This window comes from Escherichia sp. E4702 (genome assembly GCF_963883545.1).
Taxonomy (GTDB): Bacteria; Pseudomonadota; Gammaproteobacteria; order Enterobacterales; family Enterobacteriaceae; genus Escherichia.
This window is the reverse complement of sequence record NZ_CAWORF010000036.1, coordinates 326782-350130: the sequence shown is the minus strand read 5'-3', so window position 1 is coordinate 350130 and position 23349 is coordinate 326782. Positions and strand designations below refer to the sequence as shown.

At 52.0% G+C, this 23349-nt stretch carries 18 protein-coding genes and 3 pseudogenes; 16 read left to right on the top strand and 5 right to left on the bottom strand.

The genetic code is table 11. The features are described 5' to 3' along the window. Positions 1 to 49 precede the first annotated feature (49 nt). Positions 50 to 2602: a peptidoglycan glycosyltransferase/peptidoglycan DD-transpeptidase MrcA gene (gene mrcA, locus AACU94_RS22820; protein WP_130208973.1), complete on the top strand. Its 2553-nt coding sequence runs from the start codon at positions 50 to 52 to the stop codon at positions 2600 to 2602. 166 nt (positions 2603 to 2768) lie between these two features. On the opposite strand, the gene nudE is transcribed toward mrcA, so the two are convergent. Continuing rightward, complete coding sequence (nudE, locus tag AACU94_RS22815) at positions 2769 to 3329, bottom strand: ADP compounds hydrolase NudE (protein WP_126511443.1); 561 nt, start codon at positions 3327 to 3329, stop codon at positions 2769 to 2771. Positions 3330 to 3650: 321 nt separating this feature from the next. Between nudE and igaA the strand changes: the two are divergent. The 4 genes and pseudogenes from igaA (at position 3651) to hslO (ending at position 7833) form a co-directional block, all read left to right on the top strand. Next, positions 3651 to 5785: pseudogene (gene igaA, locus AACU94_RS22810) on the top strand (intracellular growth attenuator protein IgaA). Positions 5786 to 5849: 64 nt separating this feature from the next. Beyond that, on the top strand, positions 5850 to 6518 hold the full coding sequence (gene yrfG, locus AACU94_RS22805) for a GMP/IMP nucleotidase (RefSeq protein WP_130221392.1): 669 nt from the start codon (positions 5850 to 5852) through the stop codon (positions 6516 to 6518). A 10-nt stretch (positions 6519 to 6528) separates the two neighbouring features. Continuing rightward, positions 6529 to 6930, top strand: a complete 402-nt coding sequence (hslR, locus tag AACU94_RS22800; RefSeq protein WP_000660483.1) for a ribosome-associated heat shock protein Hsp15 — start codon at positions 6529 to 6531, stop codon at positions 6928 to 6930. A 24-nt stretch (positions 6931 to 6954) separates the two neighbouring features. Continuing rightward, positions 6955 to 7833, top strand: coding sequence for an Hsp33 family molecular chaperone HslO (gene hslO, locus AACU94_RS22795; RefSeq protein WP_135488671.1), 879 nt, complete (start codon positions 6955 to 6957; stop codon positions 7831 to 7833). Between the two features lie 130 nt (positions 7834 to 7963). Here hslO and AACU94_RS22790 read toward each other — a convergent pair whose 3' ends face one another. Continuing rightward, positions 7964 to 9688 (bottom strand): DUF4153 domain-containing protein, encoded by a 1725-nt coding sequence (locus AACU94_RS22790; protein ID WP_135488670.1) that lies wholly within the window; start codon positions 9686 to 9688, stop codon positions 7964 to 7966. 378 nt (positions 9689 to 10066) lie between these two features. On the opposite strand from AACU94_RS22790, the gene pckA reads away from it, so the two are divergent. From pckA to nadS, 3 genes and pseudogenes are all read left to right on the top strand, one after another. After that, the gene (gene pckA / locus AACU94_RS22785; RefSeq protein ID WP_130208983.1) at positions 10067 to 11689 is read left to right on the top strand and encodes a phosphoenolpyruvate carboxykinase (ATP); all 1623 of its coding nucleotides are present in this window, start codon (positions 10067 to 10069) and stop codon (positions 11687 to 11689) included. 61 nt (positions 11690 to 11750) lie between these two features. Beyond that, positions 11751 to 11933: pseudogene (locus AACU94_RS22780) on the top strand (type II toxin-antitoxin system RelE/ParE family toxin); the annotation flags it as partial. A 58-nt stretch (positions 11934 to 11991) separates the two neighbouring features. Continuing rightward, a pseudogene (gene nadS, locus AACU94_RS22775) lies at positions 11992 to 12289 on the top strand (NadS family protein). 30 nt (positions 12290 to 12319) lie between these two features. Here the strand turns inward: nadS and envZ are convergent. Next, the gene (gene envZ, locus AACU94_RS22770) at positions 12320 to 13672 is read right to left on the bottom strand and encodes a two-component system sensor histidine kinase EnvZ (RefSeq protein ID WP_130217662.1); all 1353 of its coding nucleotides are present in this window, start codon (positions 13670 to 13672) and stop codon (positions 12320 to 12322) included. Continuing rightward, complete coding sequence (gene ompR / locus AACU94_RS22765; protein WP_001157751.1) at positions 13669 to 14388, bottom strand: osmolarity response regulator transcription factor OmpR; 720 nt, start codon at positions 14386 to 14388, stop codon at positions 13669 to 13671. The genes envZ and ompR overlap by 4 nt, the downstream gene beginning before the upstream one ends. A 227-nt stretch (positions 14389 to 14615) precedes the next feature. Here ompR and greB point away from each other — a divergent pair, with 227 nt between their 5' ends. The 8 genes from greB to AACU94_RS22725 all read left to right on the top strand — a co-directional run bounded on the left by greB (position 14616) and on the right by AACU94_RS22725 (position 22564). Further along, positions 14616 to 15092 carry a transcription elongation factor GreB gene (gene greB, locus AACU94_RS22760; protein ID WP_000856744.1) on the top strand — a complete coding sequence of 159 codons (477 nt, stop codon included), beginning with the start codon at positions 14616 to 14618 and terminating at the stop codon, positions 15090 to 15092. Between the two features lie 96 nt (positions 15093 to 15188). Continuing rightward, positions 15189 to 17510, top strand: a complete 2322-nt coding sequence (locus tag AACU94_RS22755; protein ID WP_130221389.1) for a Tex family protein — start codon at positions 15189 to 15191, stop codon at positions 17508 to 17510. A gap of 456 nt (positions 17511 to 17966) precedes the next feature. Then, positions 17967 to 18194, top strand: coding sequence for a ferrous iron transporter A (feoA, locus tag AACU94_RS22750; protein WP_001200455.1), 228 nt, complete (start codon positions 17967 to 17969; stop codon positions 18192 to 18194). A 16-nt stretch (positions 18195 to 18210) separates the two neighbouring features. Continuing rightward, a complete protein-coding gene (gene feoB, locus AACU94_RS22745; RefSeq protein ID WP_130217666.1) occupies positions 18211 to 20532 on the top strand; it encodes a Fe(2+) transporter permease subunit FeoB in 2322 nt (773 codons plus the stop codon). Between the two features lie 10 nt (positions 20533 to 20542). After that, positions 20543 to 20779 carry a [Fe-S]-dependent transcriptional repressor FeoC gene (gene feoC, locus AACU94_RS22740; RefSeq protein ID WP_087893759.1) on the top strand — a complete coding sequence of 79 codons (237 nt, stop codon included), beginning with the start codon at positions 20543 to 20545 and terminating at the stop codon, positions 20777 to 20779. 203 nt (positions 20780 to 20982) lie between these two features. Next, complete coding sequence (gene rpnA, locus AACU94_RS22735) at positions 20983 to 21861, top strand: recombination-promoting nuclease RpnA (RefSeq protein WP_135488669.1); 879 nt, start codon at positions 20983 to 20985, stop codon at positions 21859 to 21861. Between the two features lie 71 nt (positions 21862 to 21932). After that, the gene (locus tag AACU94_RS22730; protein WP_130217670.1) at positions 21933 to 22202 is read left to right on the top strand and encodes an AbrB/MazE/SpoVT family DNA-binding domain-containing protein; all 270 of its coding nucleotides are present in this window, start codon (positions 21933 to 21935) and stop codon (positions 22200 to 22202) included. Beyond that, entirely contained in the window at positions 22196 to 22564 is a 369-nt protein-coding gene (locus tag AACU94_RS22725) for a type II toxin-antitoxin system PemK/MazF family toxin (RefSeq protein ID WP_130258700.1), read from the top strand. Before AACU94_RS22730 ends, AACU94_RS22725 begins: the two co-directional genes overlap by 7 nt. A gap of 14 nt (positions 22565 to 22578) precedes the next feature. Here AACU94_RS22725 and bioH read toward each other — a convergent pair whose 3' ends face one another. Then, complete coding sequence (gene bioH, locus AACU94_RS22720; RefSeq protein ID WP_135488668.1) at positions 22579 to 23349, bottom strand: pimeloyl-ACP methyl ester esterase BioH; 771 nt, start codon at positions 23347 to 23349, stop codon at positions 22579 to 22581.

Genomic DNA, 23349 nt, shown 5'->3' with positions numbered 1-23349 from the left:
GCGCGTTTGTTTATAAACTGCCCAAATGAAACCAAATCGGAAATTTCCAGTGAAGTTCGTAAAGTATTTATTGATCCTTGCAGTCTGTTGCATTCTGCTGGGAGCAGGCTCGATTTATGGCCTCTACCGCTACATCGAGCCACAACTGCCGGATGTGGCGACATTAAAAGATGTTCGCCTACAAATTCCGATGCAGATTTACAGCGCCGATGGCGAGCTAATTGCGCAATATGGTGAAAAGCGTCGTATTCCGGTTACGTTGGATCAAATCCCGCCGGAAATGGTGAAAGCCTTTATCGCGACGGAGGACAGCCGCTTTTATGAGCATCACGGCGTTGACCCGGTGGGGATCTTCCGTGCGGCAAGTGTGGCGTTGTTCTCTGGTCACGCGTCACAAGGGGCGAGTACCATTACCCAGCAACTGGCGAGAAACTTCTTCCTCAGTCCGGAACGCACACTGATGCGTAAGATTAAGGAAGTCTTCCTCGCGATTCGTATTGAACAGTTGCTGACTAAAGACGAGATCCTCGAGCTTTATCTGAACAAGATTTACCTCGGTTACCGTGCCTATGGTGTCGGTGCTGCGGCACAAGTCTATTTCGGTAAAACGGTCGACCAACTGACGCTGAACGAAATGGCGGTGATTGCCGGGCTGCCAAAAGCCCCATCCACTTTCAACCCGCTCTACTCAATGGATCGCGCCGTCGCGCGGCGTAACGTTGTGCTGTCACGTATGTTGAGCGAAGGGTATATCACCCAGCAGCAATATGATCAGACGCGTAGTGAGCCGATTAACGCCAATTATCACGCGCCGGAAATTGCCTTCTCGGCGCCGTATCTCACCGAAATGGTGCGTCAGGAGATGTATAGCCGTTACGGCGAAAGCGCTTATGAAGACGGTTATCGCATTTACACCACCATTACCCGCAAAGTTCAGCAGGCCGCGCAGCAAGCGGTGCGTAACAACGTGCTGGACTACGACATGCGTCACGGTTATCGCGGCCCGGCTAATGTGCTGTGGAAAGTGGGTGAGACGGCGTGGGACACCAAAAAGATAACCAATACTCTGAAAGCGTTGCCGACTTACGGTCCGCTGCTGCCTGCCGCAGTTACCAGCACCAATCCGCAGGAAGCGACAGCGATGCTGGCTGACGGAACGTCCGTAACGTTGCGTATGGAAGGCGTTCGCTGGGCGCGTCCTTACCGTTCAGACACTCAACAGGGACCGACGCCGCGTAAAGTGACTGATGTGGTGCAAACGGGTCAGCAAATCTGGGTTCGCCAGGTTGGCGATGCCTGGTGGCTGGCGCAGGTACCAGAGGTGAACTCGGCGCTTGTGTCGATCAATCCGCAAAACGGTGCCGTCATGGCGCTGGTGGGTGGCTTTGACTTCAACCAGAGCAAGTTTAACCGCGCAACTCAGGCGCTGCGTCAGGTAGGTTCGAATATCAAACCGTTCCTCTACACCGCAGCAATGGATAAAGGTCTGACGCTGGCAAGTATGCTGAACGATGTGCCGATTTCTCGCTGGGACGCCGGTGCTGGTTCTGACTGGGAGCCGAAAAACTCACCGCCGCAATATGCCGGTCCAATCCGTTTACGTCAGGGACTGGGCCAGTCGAAGAACGTAGTGATGGTGCGTGCAATGCGGGCTATGGGCGTTGACTACGCTGCAGAGTATCTGCAACGCTTCGGCTTCCCGGCGCAAAACATTGTTCATACCGAATCGCTGGCGCTGGGTTCCGCGTCCTTCACGCCGCTGCAGGTGGCGCGCGGCTACGCAGTAATGGCGAACGGTGGCTTCCTGGTGGATCCGTGGTTTATCAGCAAAATTGAAAACGACCAGGGCGGCGTGATTTTCGAAGCGAAACCGAAAGTAGCTTGCCCGGAATGCGATATACCGGTGATTTACGGCGATACGCAAAAATCGAACGTGCTGGAAAATAACGACGTTGAAGACGTGGCTATCTCCCGCGAGCAGCAAAATGTTTCGGTGCCGATGCCGCAACTAGAGCAAGCTAATCAGACATTAGTCGCGAAGACCGGCGCGCAGGAGTATGCACCGCACGTTATCAGCACTCCGCTGGCATTCCTGATTAAGAGCGCACTGAACACCAATATCTTTGGTGAACCAGGCTGGCAAGGTACTGGCTGGCGCGCAGGTCGTGATTTGCAACGTCATGATATCGGCGGGAAAACCGGGACCACCAACAGCTCGAAGGATGCATGGTTCTCGGGTTACGGACCAGGCGTAGTAACCTCAGTATGGATTGGCTTTGACGATCACCGTCGTAATCTCGGTCATACCACGGCTTCCGGGGCAATTAAAGATCAGATCTCTGGTTATGAAGGTGGTGCTAAAAGCGCGCAGCCTGCATGGGACGCTTATATGAAAGCCGTTCTGGAAGGCGTACCGGAACAACCGCTGACGCCGCCGCCGGGTATTGTGACGGTGAATATCGATCGCAGCACTGGGCAACTGGCCAGCGGCGGCAACAGCCGCGAAGAGTATTTCATCGAAGGTACACAGCCTACACAGCAGGCGGTGCGCGAGGTGGGAACGACCATTATCGATAATGGTGAGGCACAGGAATTGTTCTGATTAAAAAGGCGCTTCGGCGCCTTTTCAGTTTGCTGGCAAAGTGCGCGTTGTTCATGCCGGATGCGGCATGAACGCCTTAGCCGGCATGCAACACATTGAAAATTCAATACATTGCAGGAATCCCGTAGGCCTGATAAGCATGGCGCATCAGGCAAGCTCTACATATTTACAACCGCCCCTGCCCCTTCAACCACTCACGTACCAGAAACAGCGCACTGACATTGCGCGCTTCATTGAAGTCAGGATCTTCAAGCAAATCCATCATATGCGCCAGCGGCCAGCGAACCTGCGGTAGCGGCTCTGGCTCATCGCCTTCCAGCGACTCCGGGTAGAGATCCTGCGCTACCACGATATTCATTTTGCTGGAAAAGTAAGACGGCGCCATGCTGAGTTTCTTCAAAAAAGTCAGATCGTTCGCACCAAATCCCACTTCTTCTTTTAGCTCGCGGTTAGCTGCTTCGTAGACGCTTTCACCGGGATCAATCAGCCCTTTCGAAAACCCTAACTCGTAGGATTCAGTTCCCACCGCGTACTCACGAATCAGGATCAGATGGTCGTCCACAATAGGCACAATCATCACTGCTTCCCTGTTGGTTGGACGCATTCGTTCATAAACACGCCGCACGCCATTGCTGAACTCCAGATCCACGCTTTCGACGGTAAACAGTCGGGAACGGGCTACAGTTTCAACATTCAGAATGGTGGGTTTTTGTAATGATTTTCTCATTGTGGAATCTTTGCAGTGAAATCAGTATTTATTGTGCGATATCGGACACCGTTTCGGCAATGTGAATTGCATGTTATTTACATTTATGCAACCTGATAAATAATCGTTCTCAAATCAAATTAAAAGTCAATAGGTTGAAATAACTCCAGGAATTTGCTGATATTCCGCCCTCAGAGGGTTTGCTATGATCAGCGGTTACTGGGATGCGCTTAATGATGCTCAAGTTCAACTCCACGCTTGCCGATAGCCAACCGCAGAATCCTATATTGTGTCCAGGGTGCGAATAATCACGCCTGACAAATTAAGTAAGATGGGGAAAGCATGAGCACCATTGTGATTTTTTTAGCTGCTTTGCTGGCCTGCTCACTACTTGCGGGATGGCTGATAAAACCCGCACCAGGCGGCGACAGTTGCCCTGGGCTAACGCCTTCGCTGATGCGCAAACGCGCAAACTCACTCCGGAAGAACGTAGCGCTGTTGAAAATTATCTCGAGAGCCTGACGCAGATTTTGCAGGTTCCCGGCCCGACGGGTGCCAGCACGGCGCCTGTCTCTCTGACGCTGAACGCCGAAAGCAATAATGTGATGATGCTGACGCACGCTATCACACGTTATGGCATCTCTACCGACGATCCCAATAAATGGCGCTACTACCTTGACTCGGTAGAAGTCCACCTGCCGCCTTTCTGGGAGCAGTACATCAACGACGAAAACACCGTTGAACTGATTTATACCGACTCACTCCCATTAGTCATTTCACTCAACGGCCATACGCTGCAAGAGTATATGCAGGAGACTCGCGGTTACACGTTACAACCTATTCCATCAACACAGGCATCGATTCGCGGTGAAGAGAGCGAACAAATTGAGTTGCTCAACATTCGCCAGGAAACGCACGAAGAGTATGCACTTAGCCGCCCACGAGGATTGCGGGAAGCGCTGCTGATTGTCGCCTCATTCCTGATGTTCTATTTCTGCCTGGTGACCCCAGATGTATTTGTCCCGTGGTTGGTTGGCGGCGCGCTACTGCTGCTGGGCGCGGGCCTGTGGGGATTATATGCGCCACCTGCCAAATCTTCCCTAAGGGAAATCCACTGCCTGCGCGGGACACCGCGTCGCTGGGGGCTGTTTGGTGAAAACTCTCAGGAACAGATTAACAATATTTCGCTTGGTATTATCGATCTGGTCTACCCCGCGCACTGGCAACCTTACATTGCCCAGGATCTCGGACAACAAACCGATATAGATATCTACCTCGACCGTCACGTCGTGCGCCAGGGGCGCTATCTTTCGCTGCATGACGAAGTAAAAAACTTCCCGTTGCAGCACTGGCTACGCAGCACGGTAATCGCAGCCGGTTCGCTGATAGTCTTGTTTATGCTGCTGTTCTGGATCCCACTGGATATGCCGCTGAAATTCACTCTCTCGTGGATGAAAGGCGCGCAGACTATTGAGGCCACCAGTGTTAAACAACTTGCGGACGCTGGCGTACGCGTAGGCGATACCTTACGTCTAAGTGGTACAGGCATGTGTAATATCCGCACTTCCGGCACCTGGAGCGCGAAAACCAATTCACCGTTTTTGCCGTTTGACTGCTCGCAAATCATCTGGAATGACGCTCGTTCATTGCCATTACCGGAATCGGAACTGGTTAACAAAGCTACGGCGTTGACCGAAGCAGTAAACCGTCAACTGCACCCTAAACCGGAAGATGAATCGCGCGTCAGTGCCTCATTACGTTCTGCGATTCAGAAATCCGGCATGGTTTTGCTTGATGACTTTGGCGACATCGTACTGAAGACCGCAGATCTCTGTGCAGCCAAAGATGATTGTGTGCGCTTAAAAAACGCCCTGGTGAATCTTGGCAACAGTAAGGACTGGGACGCACTGGTAAAACGCGCCAACGCAGGAAAACTTGATGGTGTGAATGTATTACTCCGCCCGGTGAGCGCAGAATCGCTGGATAATCTGGTGGCGACTTCCACCGCACCGTTTATCACTCATGAAACGGCGCGAGCGGCACAATCACTGAATAGCCCAGCGCCTGGCGGCTTCCTGATTGTCAGCGACGAAGGCAGCGATTTTGTCGATCAACCGTGGCCAGCAGCCTCGCTTTATGACTACCCGGCGCAAGAACAATGGAACGCTTTCCAGAAGCTGGCGCAAATGTTGATGCATACACCGTTTAACGCCGAGGGGATCGTCACCAATATTTTCACCGATGCCAACGGCACGCAGCATATCAGCTTGCACCCTATTCCGGACCGTTCTGGCCTGTGGCGCTATCTCGGCACCACATTACTGCTACTGACGATGTTCGGCTGTGCCATCTATAATGGCGTGCAGGCCTGGCGTCGTTACCAGCGTCATCGCACCCGCATGATGGAGATTAAGGAATATTACGAAAGCTGCCTGAATCCGACGCTGCTCACGTCTTCAGAAAGCCTCATCGAATAACACGTTTGCGCGGCAGGTTATGCTACCCTGTCGCGCAAATTGCTTCACTCTGGAGATTTCCCCCATGCATATCAACATTGCCTGGCAGGACGTAGACACCGTTCTGCTGGATATGGACGGCACGTTGCTCGACCTCGCCTTCGATAACTATTTTTGGCAAAAGCTGGTGCCTGAAACATGGGGCGCGCAAAACGGTGTTACGCCACAGGAAGCAATGGAATATATGCGCCAGCAATATCACGACGTGCAGCATACGCTAAACTGGTACTGTCTTGATTACTGGAGCGAGCAACTGGGTCTGGATATCTGTGCGATGACCACCGAGATGGGGCCACGTGCTGTGTTGCGTGAAGATACTATTCCGTTTCTCGAAGCGCTGAAAGCCAGCGGCAAGCAGCGAATTTTGCTCACTAACGCCCATCCACATAACCTGGCCGTTAAACTTGAGCATACGGGTCTGGACGCACACCTTGATTTATTACTTTCCACCCACACATTTGGTTATCCGAAAGAGGATCAGCGGTTATGGCATGCGGTGGCCGAAGCTACGGGTCTGAAAGCTGAAAGAACGCTGTTTATTGATGACAGCGAAGCCATTCTCGATGCTGCCGCGCAATTTGGTATTCGTTACTGTCTCGGCGTCACCAACCCTGACTCTGGAATAGCCGAAAAACAGTATGAACGCCATCCGTCACTGAATGACTACCGCCGCCTGATCCCCTCGCTAATGTGAAGGAGACGCCATGAAAGAAAAACCGGCTGTTGAGGTTCGACTGGATAAATGGCTATGGGCCGCCCGTTTTTATAAAACCCGCGCGCTGGCCCGTGAAATGATTGAAGGCGGTAAGGTGCATTACAACGGGCAGCGCAGCAAGCCGAGCAAAATCGTCGAGCTGAATGCCACGCTCACTCTGCGCCAGGGAAATGACGAACGCACGGTGATTGTAAAGGCGATTACTGAACAGCGTCGCCCCGCCAGCGAGGCAGCCTTGCTGTATGAAGAGACTGCGGAAAGTGTAGAGAAACGCGAAAAAATGGCGCTGGCACGTAAACTTAATGCCTTAACCATGCCGCACCCGGACCGGCGCCCGGACAAAAAAGAGCGCCGCGACCTGTTACGATTTAAACACGGCGACAGTGAATAACTGTCACCTGCAAGAGAGATGATTATGCCGCAACATGACCAATTACATCGCTATCTGTTTGAAAACTTTGCCGTTCGCGGCGAACTGGTAACCGTTTCGGAAACCCTGCAACAGATCCTTGAGAATCACGATTATCCGCAGCCGGTGAAAAACGTGCTGGCAGAACTGCTGGTCGCGACCAGCCTGTTGACCGCTACGCTGAAGTTTGATGGTGATATCACCGTACAGCTGCAAGGCGACGGTCCGATGAATCTGGCGGTTATTAACGGTAACAACAAACAGCAGATGCGCGGTGTGGCGCGCGTGCAGGGCGAAATTCCAGAAAATGCCGACCTGAAAACGCTGGTCGGCAATGGTTACGTGGTGATCACCATTACCCCGAGCGAAGGCGAACGCTATCAGGGCGTAGTTGGTCTGGAAGGTGATACCCTGGCGGCTTGCCTGGAAGATTACTTTATGCGTTCTGAACAGCTGCCGACGCGCCTGTTTATTCGCACCGGCGACGTAGATGGCAAACTGGCTGCGGGCGGTATGTTGTTGCAGGTAATGCCTGCGCAAAATGCCCAGCAAGACGACTTCGACCACCTGGCGACGCTGACCGAAACCATCAAAACTGAAGAGCTGCTGACGTTACCGGCAAACGAAGTGTTGTGGCGCTTGTACCACGAAGAAGAGGTGACGGTTTACGATCCGCAGGATGTTGAATTCAAATGCACCTGCTCGCGTGAACGTTGCGCAGGCGCGCTGAAAACGCTGCCGGATGAAGAAGTTGATAGCATCCTCGCGGAAGAAGGCGAAATTGACATGCATTGTGATTACTGTGGTAACCACTATCTGTTCAATGCAATGGATATTGCCGAGATCCGCAACAATGCGTCTCCGGCAGATCCGCAGGTACATTAATCGCCATGTCCGGCAGAGATGACTCTGCCGGATATCATAACTAAATTGCCTGATGCGCTGCGCTTATCTGGCCTACGGATTAAATGCAATTTATCGCAGGTAAGATAAGGCGCCGTATCCAAACGCGCTGTCACTCATTCAAATTCAAATCCAGCGTTTCACCATCCACCGTAAGATCGCGCCACACTTTAGGCTTCGTCCCCAGTTTTCCATCCTTCGCCGCTGTGAGTAATTTCTCTTTCGTTATTACACGCGGGAGTGAACTCATCGTAATCTCTTTCCATTCTTTCCCGGCAGGATCAATACCATAGACAATGTATCTTTCATCATTAAAGGCAAACAGGATCCGCTCTGCCCTACCATCACTATTCAGATCTTGCTCTACCAGCACGCAGGCATCTTTTTCGATACATATCATTGCGTTATAGCGATTTTTCATCACTACCGACCAGAATGTCGTATCCGGCTTTCCAGAACCTGGGGCAATAAATACATTATCAGCTAATGCTTTTTCCGATATCTGCTGCTGAAGACGTTGCACTCCATCAAACGCCATCAGCAGACCCCGCCTGCGTTTCGGGTCTTTCATATACTCGACATCGCTTTTCAGCGACTCAAGCGCTGCACGTCCATAGCGACCGCTATGTTCGAGCATGTAGATACTTACCTGGTCTGGCGTGTTCTTGCCACTCTGATAACGCGCCATATGGCTGTTCACGCTAATGCGCATACTGTCCAGCACCGGCGAATTAAGAAGCACCAGTATCACCAGCACCAATAACGAAACCGTAAGGTTCACTTTGCCCTGAAGAACAAGGGGATTTTGCCCTTTACGCCAGGCAATACTGACGAAATACCCCAGCGACCAGACCAGTAACACCACCACCGCCAGTGCGCCGTGCAAGCGTTCGGTAGTCCAGCCGTATTGAGCGACCCGCATCCATATAGCCCAGGCGGCGATCAGCACATAGAGCGGCGCCACCAGCAGAGACATTTTTATCAGGCAACGCAATGGGCCAGTCCAGGGAAGCGATGCTTTTCGCGGATCGCGGACAATGGCCATTAAGAGCAACTGCAAAAAGGCCAGAGTTAAAAGCAGCCCAGCGGCGGAGATGTGGCGGGAAATCGCATTCAAACCAGCAAAGGGTAAAGTGATAATAAACAGCAGCGTCAGCAGTGAAACCAGTGGTAGCAAACCTGTGGCGATTAACGTGAAGAGCTTTTGAATAGAGGCGATTAACCGCGATTGAGTCCGCGCAAGAATGACTGCCAGCGCGGTAACCAGGCCCAGCGTAAGATAAATAAACCAGTCGGTTGAAAAAAAGAGGGTACTGAAAAACGTGATGCCAACAAGTTTAAATAACTCACTCCACAGTAAAAGCACCAGCCATGTCAGACCATTAGTGATAAAAATCACCATCAATATTAGAGCGTTATGCCACGCTGACTGGTAAAAAAAGCTATAGTTCGTTTGCTCTTTTCTTTCGTGCAAATTCAGTTGTATCCAGGGCAATAACAACATCGCCATTAACAGCAGATAACAACCAAATTCCCAGAGTTCCTGGTCCGCTCGCCAGGGACTCATGCCATCAATTTGCCATTTCAGCCAGCCGCTCATCGCCAGGGTGGCAATAAATACCAGCGCCAGCCACCCCCACAAACGCTTCTGTTTGAAGGATTCCACGGTGAATAACAAAACGGATGAAAGCGCCACGGTCGCAGGAATGCCGTAAACAAGCCAGTTGTTATTGTCCACAGCCAGCCAGGTTATCAGAAAATAGCAAACCAACCCCTGGATTAATCCAGTGGCGACCATTCCCCACCGTGTTGCAGGTGAAAGTTCAACGTTATCCATGTTCGTGATCCGGAATCAAAAGGAAGGTTAATTATTGCATTCAGTCAGTACTAATATTTATTTTAAGAAAAATTTACAAAAAATTTTGCGGTGGTGAATCGATACTTTACTGATTGATTTTGCATAAATTTCAATCAGGAATGAGATTTAACTCACATTATAATGGCCAATTAAACTAACATTTAACCTTTTAGGAACATTTTCCACACCTGGAATGCCATTTCTGCGATAATAGCAACCGTTTCGTGACAGGAATCACGGAGTTTTTTGTCAAATATGAATTTCTCCAGATGCGTAAATCTATGAGCCTTGTCGCGGTTAACACCCCCAAAAAGACTTTACTATTCAGGCAATACATATTGGCTAAGGAGCAGTGAAATGCGCGTTAACAATGGTTTGACCCCGCAAGAACTCGAGGCTTATGGTATCAGTGATGTTCATGATATCGTTTACAACCCAAGCTACGACCTGCTGTATCAGGAAGAGCTCGATCCGAGCCTGACAGGTTATGAGCGCGGGGTGTTAACTAATCTGGGTGCCGTTGCCGTGGATACCGGGATCTTCACCGGGCGTTCACCAAAAGATAAGTATATCGTCCGTGACGATACGACTCGCGATACTTTCTGGTGGGCAGACAAAGGCAAAGGTAAGAACGACAACAAACCCCTCTCTCCGGAAACCTGGCAACATCTGAAAGGCCTGGTGACCAAACAGCTTTCCGGCAAACGCCTGTTCGTGGTTGATGCTTTCTGTGGCGCTAACCCGGATACTCGCCTTTCCGTACGTTTCATCACCGAAGTGGCCTGGCAGGCGCATTTCGTCAAGAACATGTTTATTCGCCCGAGTGATGAAGAGCTGGAAGGTTTCAAACCTGACTTTATCGTCATGAACGGCGCGAAGTGCACCAACCCGCAGTGGAAAGAACAGGGTCTGAACTCTGAAAACTTCGTGGCGTTTAACCTCACCGAGCGCATGCAGCTGATTGGTGGCACCTGGTACGGCGGCGAAATGAAGAAAGGGATGTTCTCAATGATGAACTACCTGCTGCCGCTGAAAGGTATCGCTTCTATGCACTGCTCCGCCAACGTTGGCGAGAAAGGCGATGTTGCGGTGTTCTTCGGCCTTTCCGGCACCGGTAAAACCACCCTTTCCACCGACCCGAAACGTCGTCTGATTGGCGATGACGAGCACGGTTGGGACGATGACGGTGTGTTTAACTTCGAAGGCGGCTGCTACGCGAAAACCATTAAACTGTCGAAAGAAGCAGAGCCAGAAATCTATGGCGCTATCCGTCGCGATGCACTGCTGGAAAACGTCACTGTACGTGAAGATGGCACCATCGACTTTGATGATGGTTCAAAAACCGAGAACACCCGCGTTTCTTATCCGATCTATCACATCGATAACATCGTTAAGCCAGTTTCCAAAGCGGGCCACGCGACTAAAGTTATCTTCCTGACCGCAGATGCTTTTGGCGTACTGCCACCGGTTTCTCGCCTGACTGCCGATCAAACTCAGTACCACTTCCTCTCAGGCTTCACCGCCAAACTGGCTGGTACAGAGCGTGGCATCACCGAACCGACGCCAACCTTCTCTGCCTGCTTCGGCGCGGCATTCCTGTCGCTGCACCCGACTCAGTACGCAGAAGTGCTGGTAAAACGTATGCAGGCAGCGGGCGCGCAGGCATATCTGGTTAACACTGGCTGGAACGGCACTGGCAAACGTATCTCCATTAAAGATACCCGCGCCATTATCGACGCCATCCTCAACGGTTCGCTGGATAACGCAGAAACCTTCACTCTGCCGATGTTTAACCTGGCGATCCCGACCGAGCTGCCGGGTGTTGATACGAAGATCCTCGATCCGCGTAACACCTACGCTTCCCCGGAACAGTGGCAGGAAAAAGCTGAAACGCTGGCGAAACTGTTTATCGACAACTTCGATAAATACACCGACACCCCTGCAGGTGCCGCGCTGGTAGCGGCTGGTCCTAAGCTGTAATCGGTTAATATTTCACTGACCCCTTATCCAAACGGATAAGGGGTTTTTTTATATCTGCAGTTTCAGAAAAATTCGCTGGAACCGTTCTGGTATGGGGAAACGGGGCGGCATTCGGATAATTTATTACAACGTGACACGCAATGGCCGAATTTATCTGGCATTGATTTATCCTAAAAATGAACAGGATGATTTAACAGAAGAACAAAGAAAGGCATTGAAACTATTGTCCGAAAAGCTGCTTTAATGTTGAAGCTCAACAAATCCCATCACGGCCGCAACGCCAACAGAGGCATTGGAAATAGATGAAAGACGAATTATTTGCTGATCTTCTTGCCAGCGCAGAAGAAATGGTACGCATCGAAAAGGGTGAAAAAAACGCCTGAGCCAGAACACGTCCATACTTTTAGCGAAATCGATGTAAAAGCGATCCGTGAAGCAACTGGCTTACGTCAGCAAGATTTCGCTGTCGCCGTGGGGGTGAGTTACGACCTGGTAAAAAGCTGGGAAACCAAACGCCGTCAACCTACCGGAGCACCTCGAAAATTGCTCCTGCTTTTGCAAGCGAATCCTTTCATTATCAATCAATTGAAAACAATCTAAAAACGGGAGGTACCTTCGCCTCCCGTTTATTTACCCTTCTTTTGTCGTGCCCTGCGCCCGCGTTACCGGTAATGGCAGCCAGGCGCGAATGGAAAGACCGCCCCGCTCGCTGGTGCCAAGCTCCAGCATCCCGTTATGGTTATCCACGATACGCTGCACTATCGCCAGCCCTAACCCCGTGCCGCTAATGGTGCGCGCGCTGTCACCACGGACAAAAGGCTGGAACAGATGCTTACGCTGTTCAGGCTCGATACCCGGACCGTCGTCTTCCACCTGGAACCAGGCGCGATTCGGCTCCGTTCCGCTGCTGACTTTGATCCAGCCATTGCCATAGCGGGCAGCGTTCACCACCATATTCGCCACCGCACGTTTGATTGACAGCGGATGCATTTTCACTTCTATGCAGCCAGGATAAAGCGCGGTATCAATTTCCCGCTCATAGCCACTTTCGGCAGCAATCACTTCACCAAGCACCGCGTTAAGATCCGCCAACTCCATCGGCATTTCCTGCCCGGTGCGCAGGTAGTCGATAAACTGCTCAATGATGGCGTTGCACTCTTCGATATCTTTGTTGATCGATTCTGCCAGGTAGCCATCCTGCTCGCTCATCATCTCGGTCGCCAGGCGAATACGCGTCAGTGGCGTGCGCAGGTCATGACTTACCCCCGCCATCAGCAGCGTGCGGTCATCCGCCAGTTGCTTAACACCAGCCGCCATATGGTTGAAGGCGCGGGTAACCGAACGCACCTCCGAAGCGCCATATTCACGCAGCGGCGGCGGAATAATCCCTTTACCGACCTGCAAAGCAGCATGTTCAAGATCGACCAACGGTCGGTTCTGAATACGAATAAACAGCCACGCCCCGCCAATCGCCATCAGCATAATCGCCAGCGTATAGCGGAACAGCGGGGAGAAATCGCCCTGATGAATTTCGGTCAGCGGCACGCGTACCCAGATATTGGGCGACAGCCAGGTTTTCAGCCAGACAACAGGCGAGCTTTTGTTAACCTCGACGCGAACTTCCGTCGGACCGCCCAGCTGCTGCGCCATCTGATGGCTTAAGAATTCATAGTGTTGCGCCCAACGCAGCCCGGCCTCTTCGGCAGCTTCGTTGGAATAGAGAGAGATCCCCAGCTCACGGTAGATCTCCCGACGGAAAGCGGGAGGCACAACCAACTGCGTGCCGTCCTCCAGTTGCAGTTTGTCGGTCATCAACATACGCACTTCGTACGCGAGGACTTTATTAAACTGCTGGAGGCTCGGCAAAATCGCGAAGTTCAGCACCACCAGATAAGTCGTCACCAGGCTGACGAACAGCAAGGTGACGATGAGCAATAACGTGCGGGCAAATGAACTTCGTGGCGAGAAGCGCAATCGCCTCATGCTTTAGAACCGTCCGGCACGAAAACGTAGCCCAGACCCCAAACGGTCTGAATGTAACGCGGATGCGCCGGATCTTCTTCCACCATGCGGCGCAGACGAGAGATCTGCACGTCGATGGAACGTTCCATTGCGGAATATTCACGGCCACGGGCAAGGTTCATCAGCTTATCGCGGGAGAGCGGCTCACGCGGATGGCTGACCAGCGCCTTCAGTACCGCAAATTCACCGCTGGTCAGCGGCATCGGTTCATCTTCGCGGAACATTTCACGCGTACCCAGGTTAAGTTTGAACTTACCGAAAGCAATCACAGCTTCTTCCTGTGACGGCGCACCCGGCAGTTCATTCGCCTGACGACGCAGCACCGCACGGATGCGGGCCAGCAATTCACGCGGGTTAAACGGTTTTGGAATGTAATCGTCAGCACCAATTTCCAGGCCAACGATACGGTCAACTTCTTCCCCTTTCGCCGTTACCATAATGATCGGCATCGGGTTACTCTGGCTACGAAGACGTCGGCAAATCGACAAACCATCTTCACCAGGTAACATCAAATCCAGTACCATAAGATGGAAAGATTCACGAGTCAGCAGGCGATCCATCTGTTCTGCATTAGCGACGCTTCGAACCTGGAAGCCTTGTTCGGTGAGATAACGCTCCAGCAGCGCACGCAAGCGCATGTCGTCATCGACCACCAGAATCTTGTAGTTCTCTTGCATTGTTTGTACTCCCAAAGGTTCGCAACAATTTGTAAGCGTGTATTCTTAAAAAAGCTCACGTTCGTCACCAGCTAAATCTGGTATGAATTTCAGCCTAAATTGTTACAAAGCATATTAAACAGCGGCTTAAGTATACAATTTATTCAGCGAAACATTATTGATTCTGTTGATATGATCACGTTATACCCAATGTGCGCATTATCAAACAGACAAAGGGAATCAACGAGATGAAAACGCCCCTGGTTACCCGGGAAGGGTATGAAAAACTCAAACAAGAGCTAAATTATCTCTGGCGTGAAGAGCGCCCGGAAGTCACAAAGAAGGTGACCTGGGCCGCAAGTCTGGGCGACCGCAGCGAAAACGCTGACTATCAGTATAATAAAAAGCGCCTGCGTGAAATCGACCGTCGTGTGCGCTATCTCACTAAATGCATGGAAAATCTCAAAATCGTCGATTACTCGCCCCAGCAGGAAGGAAAAGTTTTCTTTGGCGCGTGGGTAGAGATTGAAAACGACGATGGCGTGACTCACCGTTTCCGGATCGTCGGCTATGATGAAATCTTTGGCCGTAAAGACTACATCTCTATCGATTCCCCAATGGCCCGCGCATTGCTGAAAAAAGAAGTGGGCGATCTGGCGGTGGTGAATACCCCTGCCGGGGAAGCGAGCTGGTATGTTAATGCTATCGAGTACGTGAAACCGTAAGGAAGAGTCTTAACCTCCTGCCGATGGCTGGCATTTTTGCCAGCCAGTCCGTATAACTATCCCCTGATTTTTGATCCGAAAAGATGAACTCAAACCATGATGAATGATTCGTTCTGCCGCATTATTGCGGGTGAAATTCAGGCGCGCCCGGAACAGGTTGACGCTGCCGTTCGCCTGCTTGACGAAGGGAATACCGTGCCGTTTATCGCACGTTATCGTAAGGAAATCACCGGCGGTCTGGATGACACGCAGCTGCGTAATCTGGAAACACGTCTGGGATATCTGCGCGAGCTGGAAGAGAGACGTCAGGCTATTCTCAAGTCCATTTCTGAGCAAGGTAAACTCACCGACGAGCTGGCGAATGCCATTAACGCTACCTTGAGCAAAACCGAACTCGAAGACCTCTACCTGCCTTACAAACCTAAACGTCGTACCCGCGGGCAAATCGCCATTGAAGCAGGTCTTGAGCCACTGGCTGACCTGCTGTGGAGCGATCCGTCACACACGCCAGAAGTCGCCGCCGCACAATATGTTGATGCCGATAAAGGCGTGGCAGATACCAAAGCCGCGCTGGACGGCGCGCGTTATATCCTGATGGAACGCTTTGCCGAAGATGCAGCGCTGCTGGCAAAAGTGCGTGATTATCTGTGGAAAAACGCGCATTTGGTTTCTACGGTGGTGAGCGGTAAAGAAGAGGAAGGGGCGAAATTCCGCGACTATTTCGATCATCACGAACCGCTGTCAACGGTGCCTTCGCACCGTGCGCTGGCGATGTTCCGTGGGCGTAACGAAGGCATACTCCAGCTTTCGCTGAATGCCGATCCGCAGTTCGACGAGCCGCCAAAAGAGAGCTATTGCGAGCAAATCATCATGGATCATCTCGGCCTGCGCCTGAACAATGCCCCGGCGGATAGCTGGCGCAAAGGTGTAGTGAGCTGGACGTGGCGCATCAAGGTGTTGATGCATCTGGAAACTGAACTGATGGGCACCGTGCGCGAACGCGCGGAAGATGAAGCAATCAACGTCTTTGCCCGTAACCTGCACGATCTGCTGATGGCGGCCCCTGCCGGGCTGCGTGCAACTATGGGCCTCGATCCGGGTCTGCGTACCGGGGTAAAAGTGGCTGTGGTCGACGCAACAGGCAAACTGGTGGCAACCGACACCATTTACCCGCACACCGGACAAGCCGCAAAAGCAGCGATGACCGTTGCTGCCTTGTGTGAAAAACATAACGTTGAACTGGTGGCGATCGGTAACGGTACGGCATCCCGCGAAACCGAGCGTTTCTATCTCGATGTCCAGAAGCAGTTCCCGAAAGTGACCGCACAGAAAGTGATCGTCAGCGAAGCTGGCGCATCAGTTTACTCCGCTTCCGAACTGGCGGCCCAGGAGTTCCCTGACCTCGATGTTTCTCTGCGTGGCGCGGTATCTATCGCTCGTCGTTTGCAGGATCCGCTGGCGGAGCTGGTGAAAATCGATCCGAAATCTATCGGCGTGGGTCAATATCAGCATGACGTTAGCCAGACGCAACTGGCCCGCAAACTGGATGCAGTAGTAGAAGACTGCGTAAACGCCGTTGGTGTTGATCTGAACACAGCTTCCGTTCCGCTGTTAACTCGCGTAGCGGGCCTGACACGCATGATGGCGCAAAACATCGTGGCCTGGCGCGATGAGAACGGCCAGTTCCAGAACCGTCAGCAACTGTTAAAAGTGAGCCGTCTGGGGCCGAAAGCCTTCGAGCAGTGTGCGGGCTTCTTGCGCATTAACCACGGTGATAACCCGCTGGACGCGTCTACCGTTCACCCGGAAGCCTATCCGGTGGTGGAACGCATTCTGGCAGCAACACAGCAGGCACTGAAAGATCTGATGGGTAACAGCAGCGAGCTGCGTAACCTGAAAGCGTCTGATTTTACCGATGAGAAATTCGGTGTGCCGACGGTAACCGACATCATCAAAGAGCTGGAAAAACCGGGTCGCGATCCGCGTCCGGAATTTAAAACCGCTCAGTTTGCCGATGGCGTCGAAACGATGAACGACCTGCAACCGGGTATGATCCTCGAAGGCGCGGTCACCAACGTCACCAATTTTGGTGCTTTTGTTGATATCGGCGTACATCAGGACGGCCTGGTTCACATCTCTTCTTTGTCGAACAAGTTTGTGGAAGATCCGCATACCGTGGTGAAAGCGGGCGACATTGTGAAGGTGAAAGTGCTGGAAGTGGATCTTCAGCGTAAACGTATCGCCCTGACCATGCGTCTGGACGAGCAGCCTGGCGAAACCAACGCTCGTCGCGGCGGCGGTAACGATCGCCCGCAAAACAACCGCCCGGCAGCCAAACCGCGTGGGCGTGAAGCGCAGCCTGCCGGTAACAGCGCGATGATGGATGCGCTGGCGGCAGCAATGGGTAAAAAGCGTTAAACACCCTGATTGGCCTACGGTTCAAATTTGCACGAAATCGTAGGCCAGATAAGGCGTTCACGCCGCATCTGCCAACGAACGCCCTGCCTGACATAAATATGCCGGAGATATTCTCCGGCATATTTATTCCACAGCCAAACTCACAATATATTTCGTTAATATTTATCACCTCATTAACAACTGAAACCTTAATTAAACATTAACCCGACCTAATAATTCGTCATTCGAATTATATTTTGGCTGCGATATAACCTTGAGCCACATCAACATTGAGTCAGATTATTATCTAAACCAACATTCGCACACATTTTAAGTATTGCTGATAGAAACCATTCTCATTATCATTGTACTGTTGATTATTTAATCTCTCCTTCGTTGGCAAATCATCTGGTCTCATGTCGCTGTCAAACGCCCCATGAGGTAGTTATCCAGTTAATGAGAAACAAGTAGGCACCTATGCAATACACTCCAGATACTGCGTGGAAAATCACTGGCTTTTCCCGTGAAATCAGCCCGGCATATCGCCAAAAACTGCTTTCTCTTGGCATGTTACCTGGCTCCTCTTTTAATGTGGTGCGCGTCGCTCCACTCGGCGACCCCATTCATATCGAAACCCGTCGTGTAAGCCTGGTATTACGGAAAAAAGATCTGGCCTTATTAGAAGTGGAAGCGGTTTCCTGTTAATACGGTGATAACAACAATGAAAAAATTAACCATTGGCTTAATTGGTAATCCAAATTCTGGCAAGACAACTTTATTTAACCAGCTCACTGGCGCACGTCAGCGTGTAGGTAACTGGGCCGGCGTTACCGTCGAACGTAAAGAGGGTCAGTTTTCCACCACCGATCATCAGGTCACGCTGGTGGATCTGCCCGGTACTTATTCTCTGACTACTATTTCATCGCAGACGTCGTTGGACGAGCAAATCGCCTGTCACTACATTTTGAGTGGCGACGCCGATCTGCTGATTAACGTGGTAGATGCGTCTAACCTTGAGCGTAACCTGTACCTGACGCTACAGCTGCTGGAACTCGGCATTCCCTGCATCGTGGCGCTGAACATGCTCGACATTGCCGAGAAACAAAATATTCGCATCGAAATTGATGCGCTGTCGGCGCGTCTTGGCTGCCCGGTAGTTCCACTGGTTTCCACGCGTGGTCGCGGTATCGAAGCTCTGAAACTGGCGATTGACCGCTACAAAGCCAACGACAATGTAGAACTGGTGCATTACGCCCAGCCGCTAATCAATGAAGCCGACTCGCTGGCAAAAGTGATGCCGTCCGACATCCCGCTCAAGCAGCGTCGCTGGCTGGGCCTGCAAATGCTGGAAGGCGATATCTACAGCCGCGCCTACGCCGGTGAAGCGTCGCAGCATCTGGATGCCGCCCTTGCCCGTCTGCGTAATGAGATGGACGATCCGGCGCTGCACATTGCCGATGCGCGTTACCAGTGTATTGCTGCTATCTGCGATGTGGTAAGCAACACGCTGACGGCAGAACCCAGCCGTTTCACCACTGCGGTAGATAAAATCGTGCTCAACCGTTTCCTCGGTCTGCCGATTTTCCTCTTTGTGATGTACCTGATGTTCCTGCTCGCTATCAACATCGGCGGGGCGTTACAGCCGCTGTTTGACGTCGGCTCCGTGGCGCTATTTGTGCATGGTATTCAGTGGATTGGCTACACGCTCCACTTCCCGGACTGGCTGACTATCTTCCTCGCCCAGGGCCTGGGCGGCGGTATTAACACCGTGCTGCCACTGGTGCCGCAGATCGGCATGATGTACCTGTTCCTCTCCTTCCTCGAGGACTCCGGTTATATGGCGCGTGCGGCGTTTGTGATGGACCGTCTGATGCAGGCGCTGGGCTTGCCGGGGAAATCCTTTGTACCGCTGATCGTTGGTTTCGGTTGTAACGTACCGTCGGTAATGGGCGCGCGAACTCTTGATGCTCCGCGTGAACGCCTGATGACCATTATGATGGCACCGTTTATGTCCTGCGGCGCACGTCTGGCTATCTTCGCAGTATTTGCGGCTGCCTTCTTCGGGCAGAACGGCGCGCTGGCGGTCTTCTCGCTGTATATGCTGGGTATCGTGATGGCGGTGCTGACGGGCCTGATGCTCAAGTACACCATCATGCGCGGTGAAGCGACGCCGTTCGTCATGGAGCTGCCGGTCTATCACGTACCACACGTTAAGAGTCTGATTATCCAGACCTGGCAGCGTCTGAAAGGCTTCGTGATGCGCGCAGGTAAAGTGATCATCATCGTCAGCATTTTCCTGAGCGCCTTCAACAGCTTCTCGCTGAGCGGAAAAATCGTCGATAACATCAACGACTCGGCGCTGGCTTCCGTCAGCCGTGTGATCACTCCGGTCTTCAAGCCGATTGGCGTACATGAAGATAACTGGCAGGCAACGGTTGGCCTGTTCACGGGCGCAATGGCGAAAGAAGTGGTGGTGGGTACGCTCAACACCCTCTACACCGCAGAAAATATTCAGGACGAAGAGTTCAATCCGGCAGAATTTAACCTCGGTGAAGAGCTGTTCAGTGCGGTAGATGAAACCTGGCAGAGCCTGAAAGACACCTTCAGCCTTAGCGTACTGATGAACCCCATTGAAGCAAGCAAAGGCGACGGCGAAATGGGTACCGGGGCGATGGGCGTGATGGATCAGAAATTCGGTAGCGCAGCTGCCGCATACAGCTACCTGATTTTCGTCCTGCTGTATGTACCGTGCATCTCGGTGATGGGTGCTATCGCCCGTGAATCAAGCCGTGGCTGGATGGGCTTCTCCATCCTGTGGGGGCTGAATATCGCTTACTCGCTGGCAACATTGTTCTATCAGGTCGCCAGCTACAGTCAGCATCCAACTTACAGCCTGGTGTGCATTCTGGCGGTTATCCTGTTTAACATCGTGGTTATCGGTTTGCTGCGCCGCGCGCGTAGCCGGGTGGATATCGAACTGCTGGCGACGCGCAAATCGGTAAGCAGTTGCTGTGCAGCCAGCACCACTGGCGATTGCCACTAAGGATACAGCAATGGCTTCGCTCATTCAGGTGCGTGATTTGCTGGCGTTACGGGGTCGTATGGAAGCGGCCCAGATAAGCCAGACATTGAACACTCCACAGTCAATGATTAACGCCATGCTGCAACAACTGGAAAGTATGGGCAAAGCAGTGCGGATTCAGGAAGAACCCGACGGCTGCCTCTCCGGCAGTTGTAAAAGCTGCCCGGAAGGAAAAGCCTGTCTGCGCGAGTGGTGGGCGCTGCGTTAACCATACTCCACCGCCTGTTTTGAAAAGCCCGGTATGCGTTTGCAACCGGGCTTTTTTTGCGTGCGGCTTTCCATAACAATGCAATTCTTGCAGCACGGCGTAAGTTCCTCTGAAAGTGTCTCGCAAGGATGAAAACTGGCTAATGCACAGGTGTGGAGTGGCGCGTAGAGTCGCGGCATTCAAACAACAGGTGAAGGAACGCCATGAGCAAAAAGCAAAGTTCCACCCCACACGATGCACTGTTCAAACTCTTTTTACGCCAACCGGACACGGCACGCGATTTTCTTGCGTTCCATTTACCGGCCCCCATTCACGCGCTCTGTGATATGAAAACCCTCAAGCTGGAGTCGAGCAGCTTTATTGATGACGATCTGCGTGAAAGCTATTCCGACGTGCTGTGGTCGGTGAAAACGGAGCAAGGACCGGGATATATCTATTGCCTGATTGAACATCAAAGCACATCAAACAAATTGATCGCATTTCGCATGATGCGTTACGCCATTGCCGCAATGCAAAATCACCTTGATGCCGGATACAAAACGTTGCCGATGGTGGTGCCATTGTTGTTTTACCACGGTATTGAAAGCCCCTATCCCTATTCGCTGTGTTGGCTGGATTGTTTCGCCGATCCCAACCTGGCCAGGCAGCTCTATGCCTCTGCATTTCCGCTGATTGATGTCACCGTCATGCCTGATGATGAAATCATGCAACACCGACGCATGGCGCTGCTGGAGTTAATTCAAAAACATATTCGTCAACGCGACCTGATGGGGCTGGTAGAGCAAATGGCCTGCTTATTAAGTAGTGGATACGCTAATGACAGACAAATCAAAGGGCTGTTTAATTACATATTGCAAACCGGCGATGCGGTGCGTTTTAACGATTTTATCGACGGTGTGGCCGAACGTTCACCGAAACACAAGGAGAGTTTAATGACTATTGCGGAAAGATTGCGGCAGGAGGGGTTTCAGAAAGGTATACGTGCTATTGCCAAAACCATGCTGGATGCCGGAGTCCCTCTTGAGGACGTTCTGCGATTTACCGGGCTGTCAGAGGAAGAATTGGCTGCGGCGAGCCAGTAGACACTATCCCCTGCTTAAGTGCTACTTTGTGCTATCTTGCATGTAACACAAAGTAGCACTTAGGAACTGATATGCAGACAGTGAAATTACGGCAACAAGGAGGAGCCATGATCGTTACTATCCCACGAGATGTTGCCACCGATCTTGGCTGGTCACCGGGCACAGAGCTTACCGTGGAGAAAAAAGGCGATAGCGTTAATTTGCGCGCAACAGAGCACAAACCACGTGGGCGTCTTACCGTCGCGCAGTTGTTGAGTCAGATCGATGAAAGCGAAATTACGGAGCTAAATCAGTCCACAGAAGGATGGGCTGAAGGGAAAAAAGGTAATGAAGCATGGTAAAGGCACGGACGCCACATCGTGGTGAGATTTGGTGTTTTAACCCTGATCCGGTTGCCGGGCATGAACTTCGGGATCCACATTATTGCATTGTGGTAACAGACAAAGAACTCAACAATGTTTTAAAAGTTGCTATGTGCTGTCCGATTTCAACAGGGGCAAATGCAGCACGTTCCACAGGGGTGACGGTGAACGTCCTCCCCCATGATACGCAAACCGGTAACCTGCATGGCGTTGTGCTTTGTCACCAGCTGAAAGCAGTCGATCTTATTGCCCGTGGCGCTCAATTTCATACTGTTGCCGATGAAGCATTGATTAGTGAGGTGATCGGTAAACTGGTGAATATAATCGACCCACAACAGTAACCCTCACTTCCTGCCTACACCCTCTGCTTCAATGCCACCAGCAGGTGACAAAACTCAACCGGATGCGAAATAAACGGCGCATGGGCCGCTTTGGCGAAGATGTATGACTCGCTGTGCGGCCAGAGTTGATCCAGCATCGGCACCACTTTGCGCGGCACCAGACCGTCGAGATAGCCATACAATCGCAAAAACGGCATAGGTACGTTTTGCAACGGCTGACGGAGATCGACCGTTTTCAGAATTTCCAGCCCACCATTAAGCACGTCAACCTCCGGCATCGGTAACGCCAGAACGGTTTTCTTCAGCGCTCGCGCATCCTGGCGTGCCGTTTCTGTACCCATGGTTTGTAACGCAAGGAACCGCTCCACTGTGCGCTGAAAATCTTCACTCAGTTGCTGCTGGAAACCTGCCAGCACGTCCGGTTTTATCCCAGGCCAGCCGTCACGAGCACTGAAACACGGTGACGATGCCACGGTAACCAACGCCTGAACACGCTCGGGATGGGTTAACGCAATCTGGCATGCCACCAGTCCCCCCAGACTCCAGCCCAGCCAGATGGCCTTATCTGGTGCCTGTCGCAGCACGACTTCTGCCATCTCAGCAAGCGACATCGCACCAAATCCCTGGCTGCGCCCGAAGCCGGGCAGGTCAACAAGGTGCAGTGTAAAATGCGAGCTAAGTTCCTCGTCAATGCAACGCCACACTTCGGCATTCAGTCCCCATCCGTGCAGCAGCACAAGATGAACATTCCCCTGACCTTTGGTCTGCCACCAGATGTTATTCAT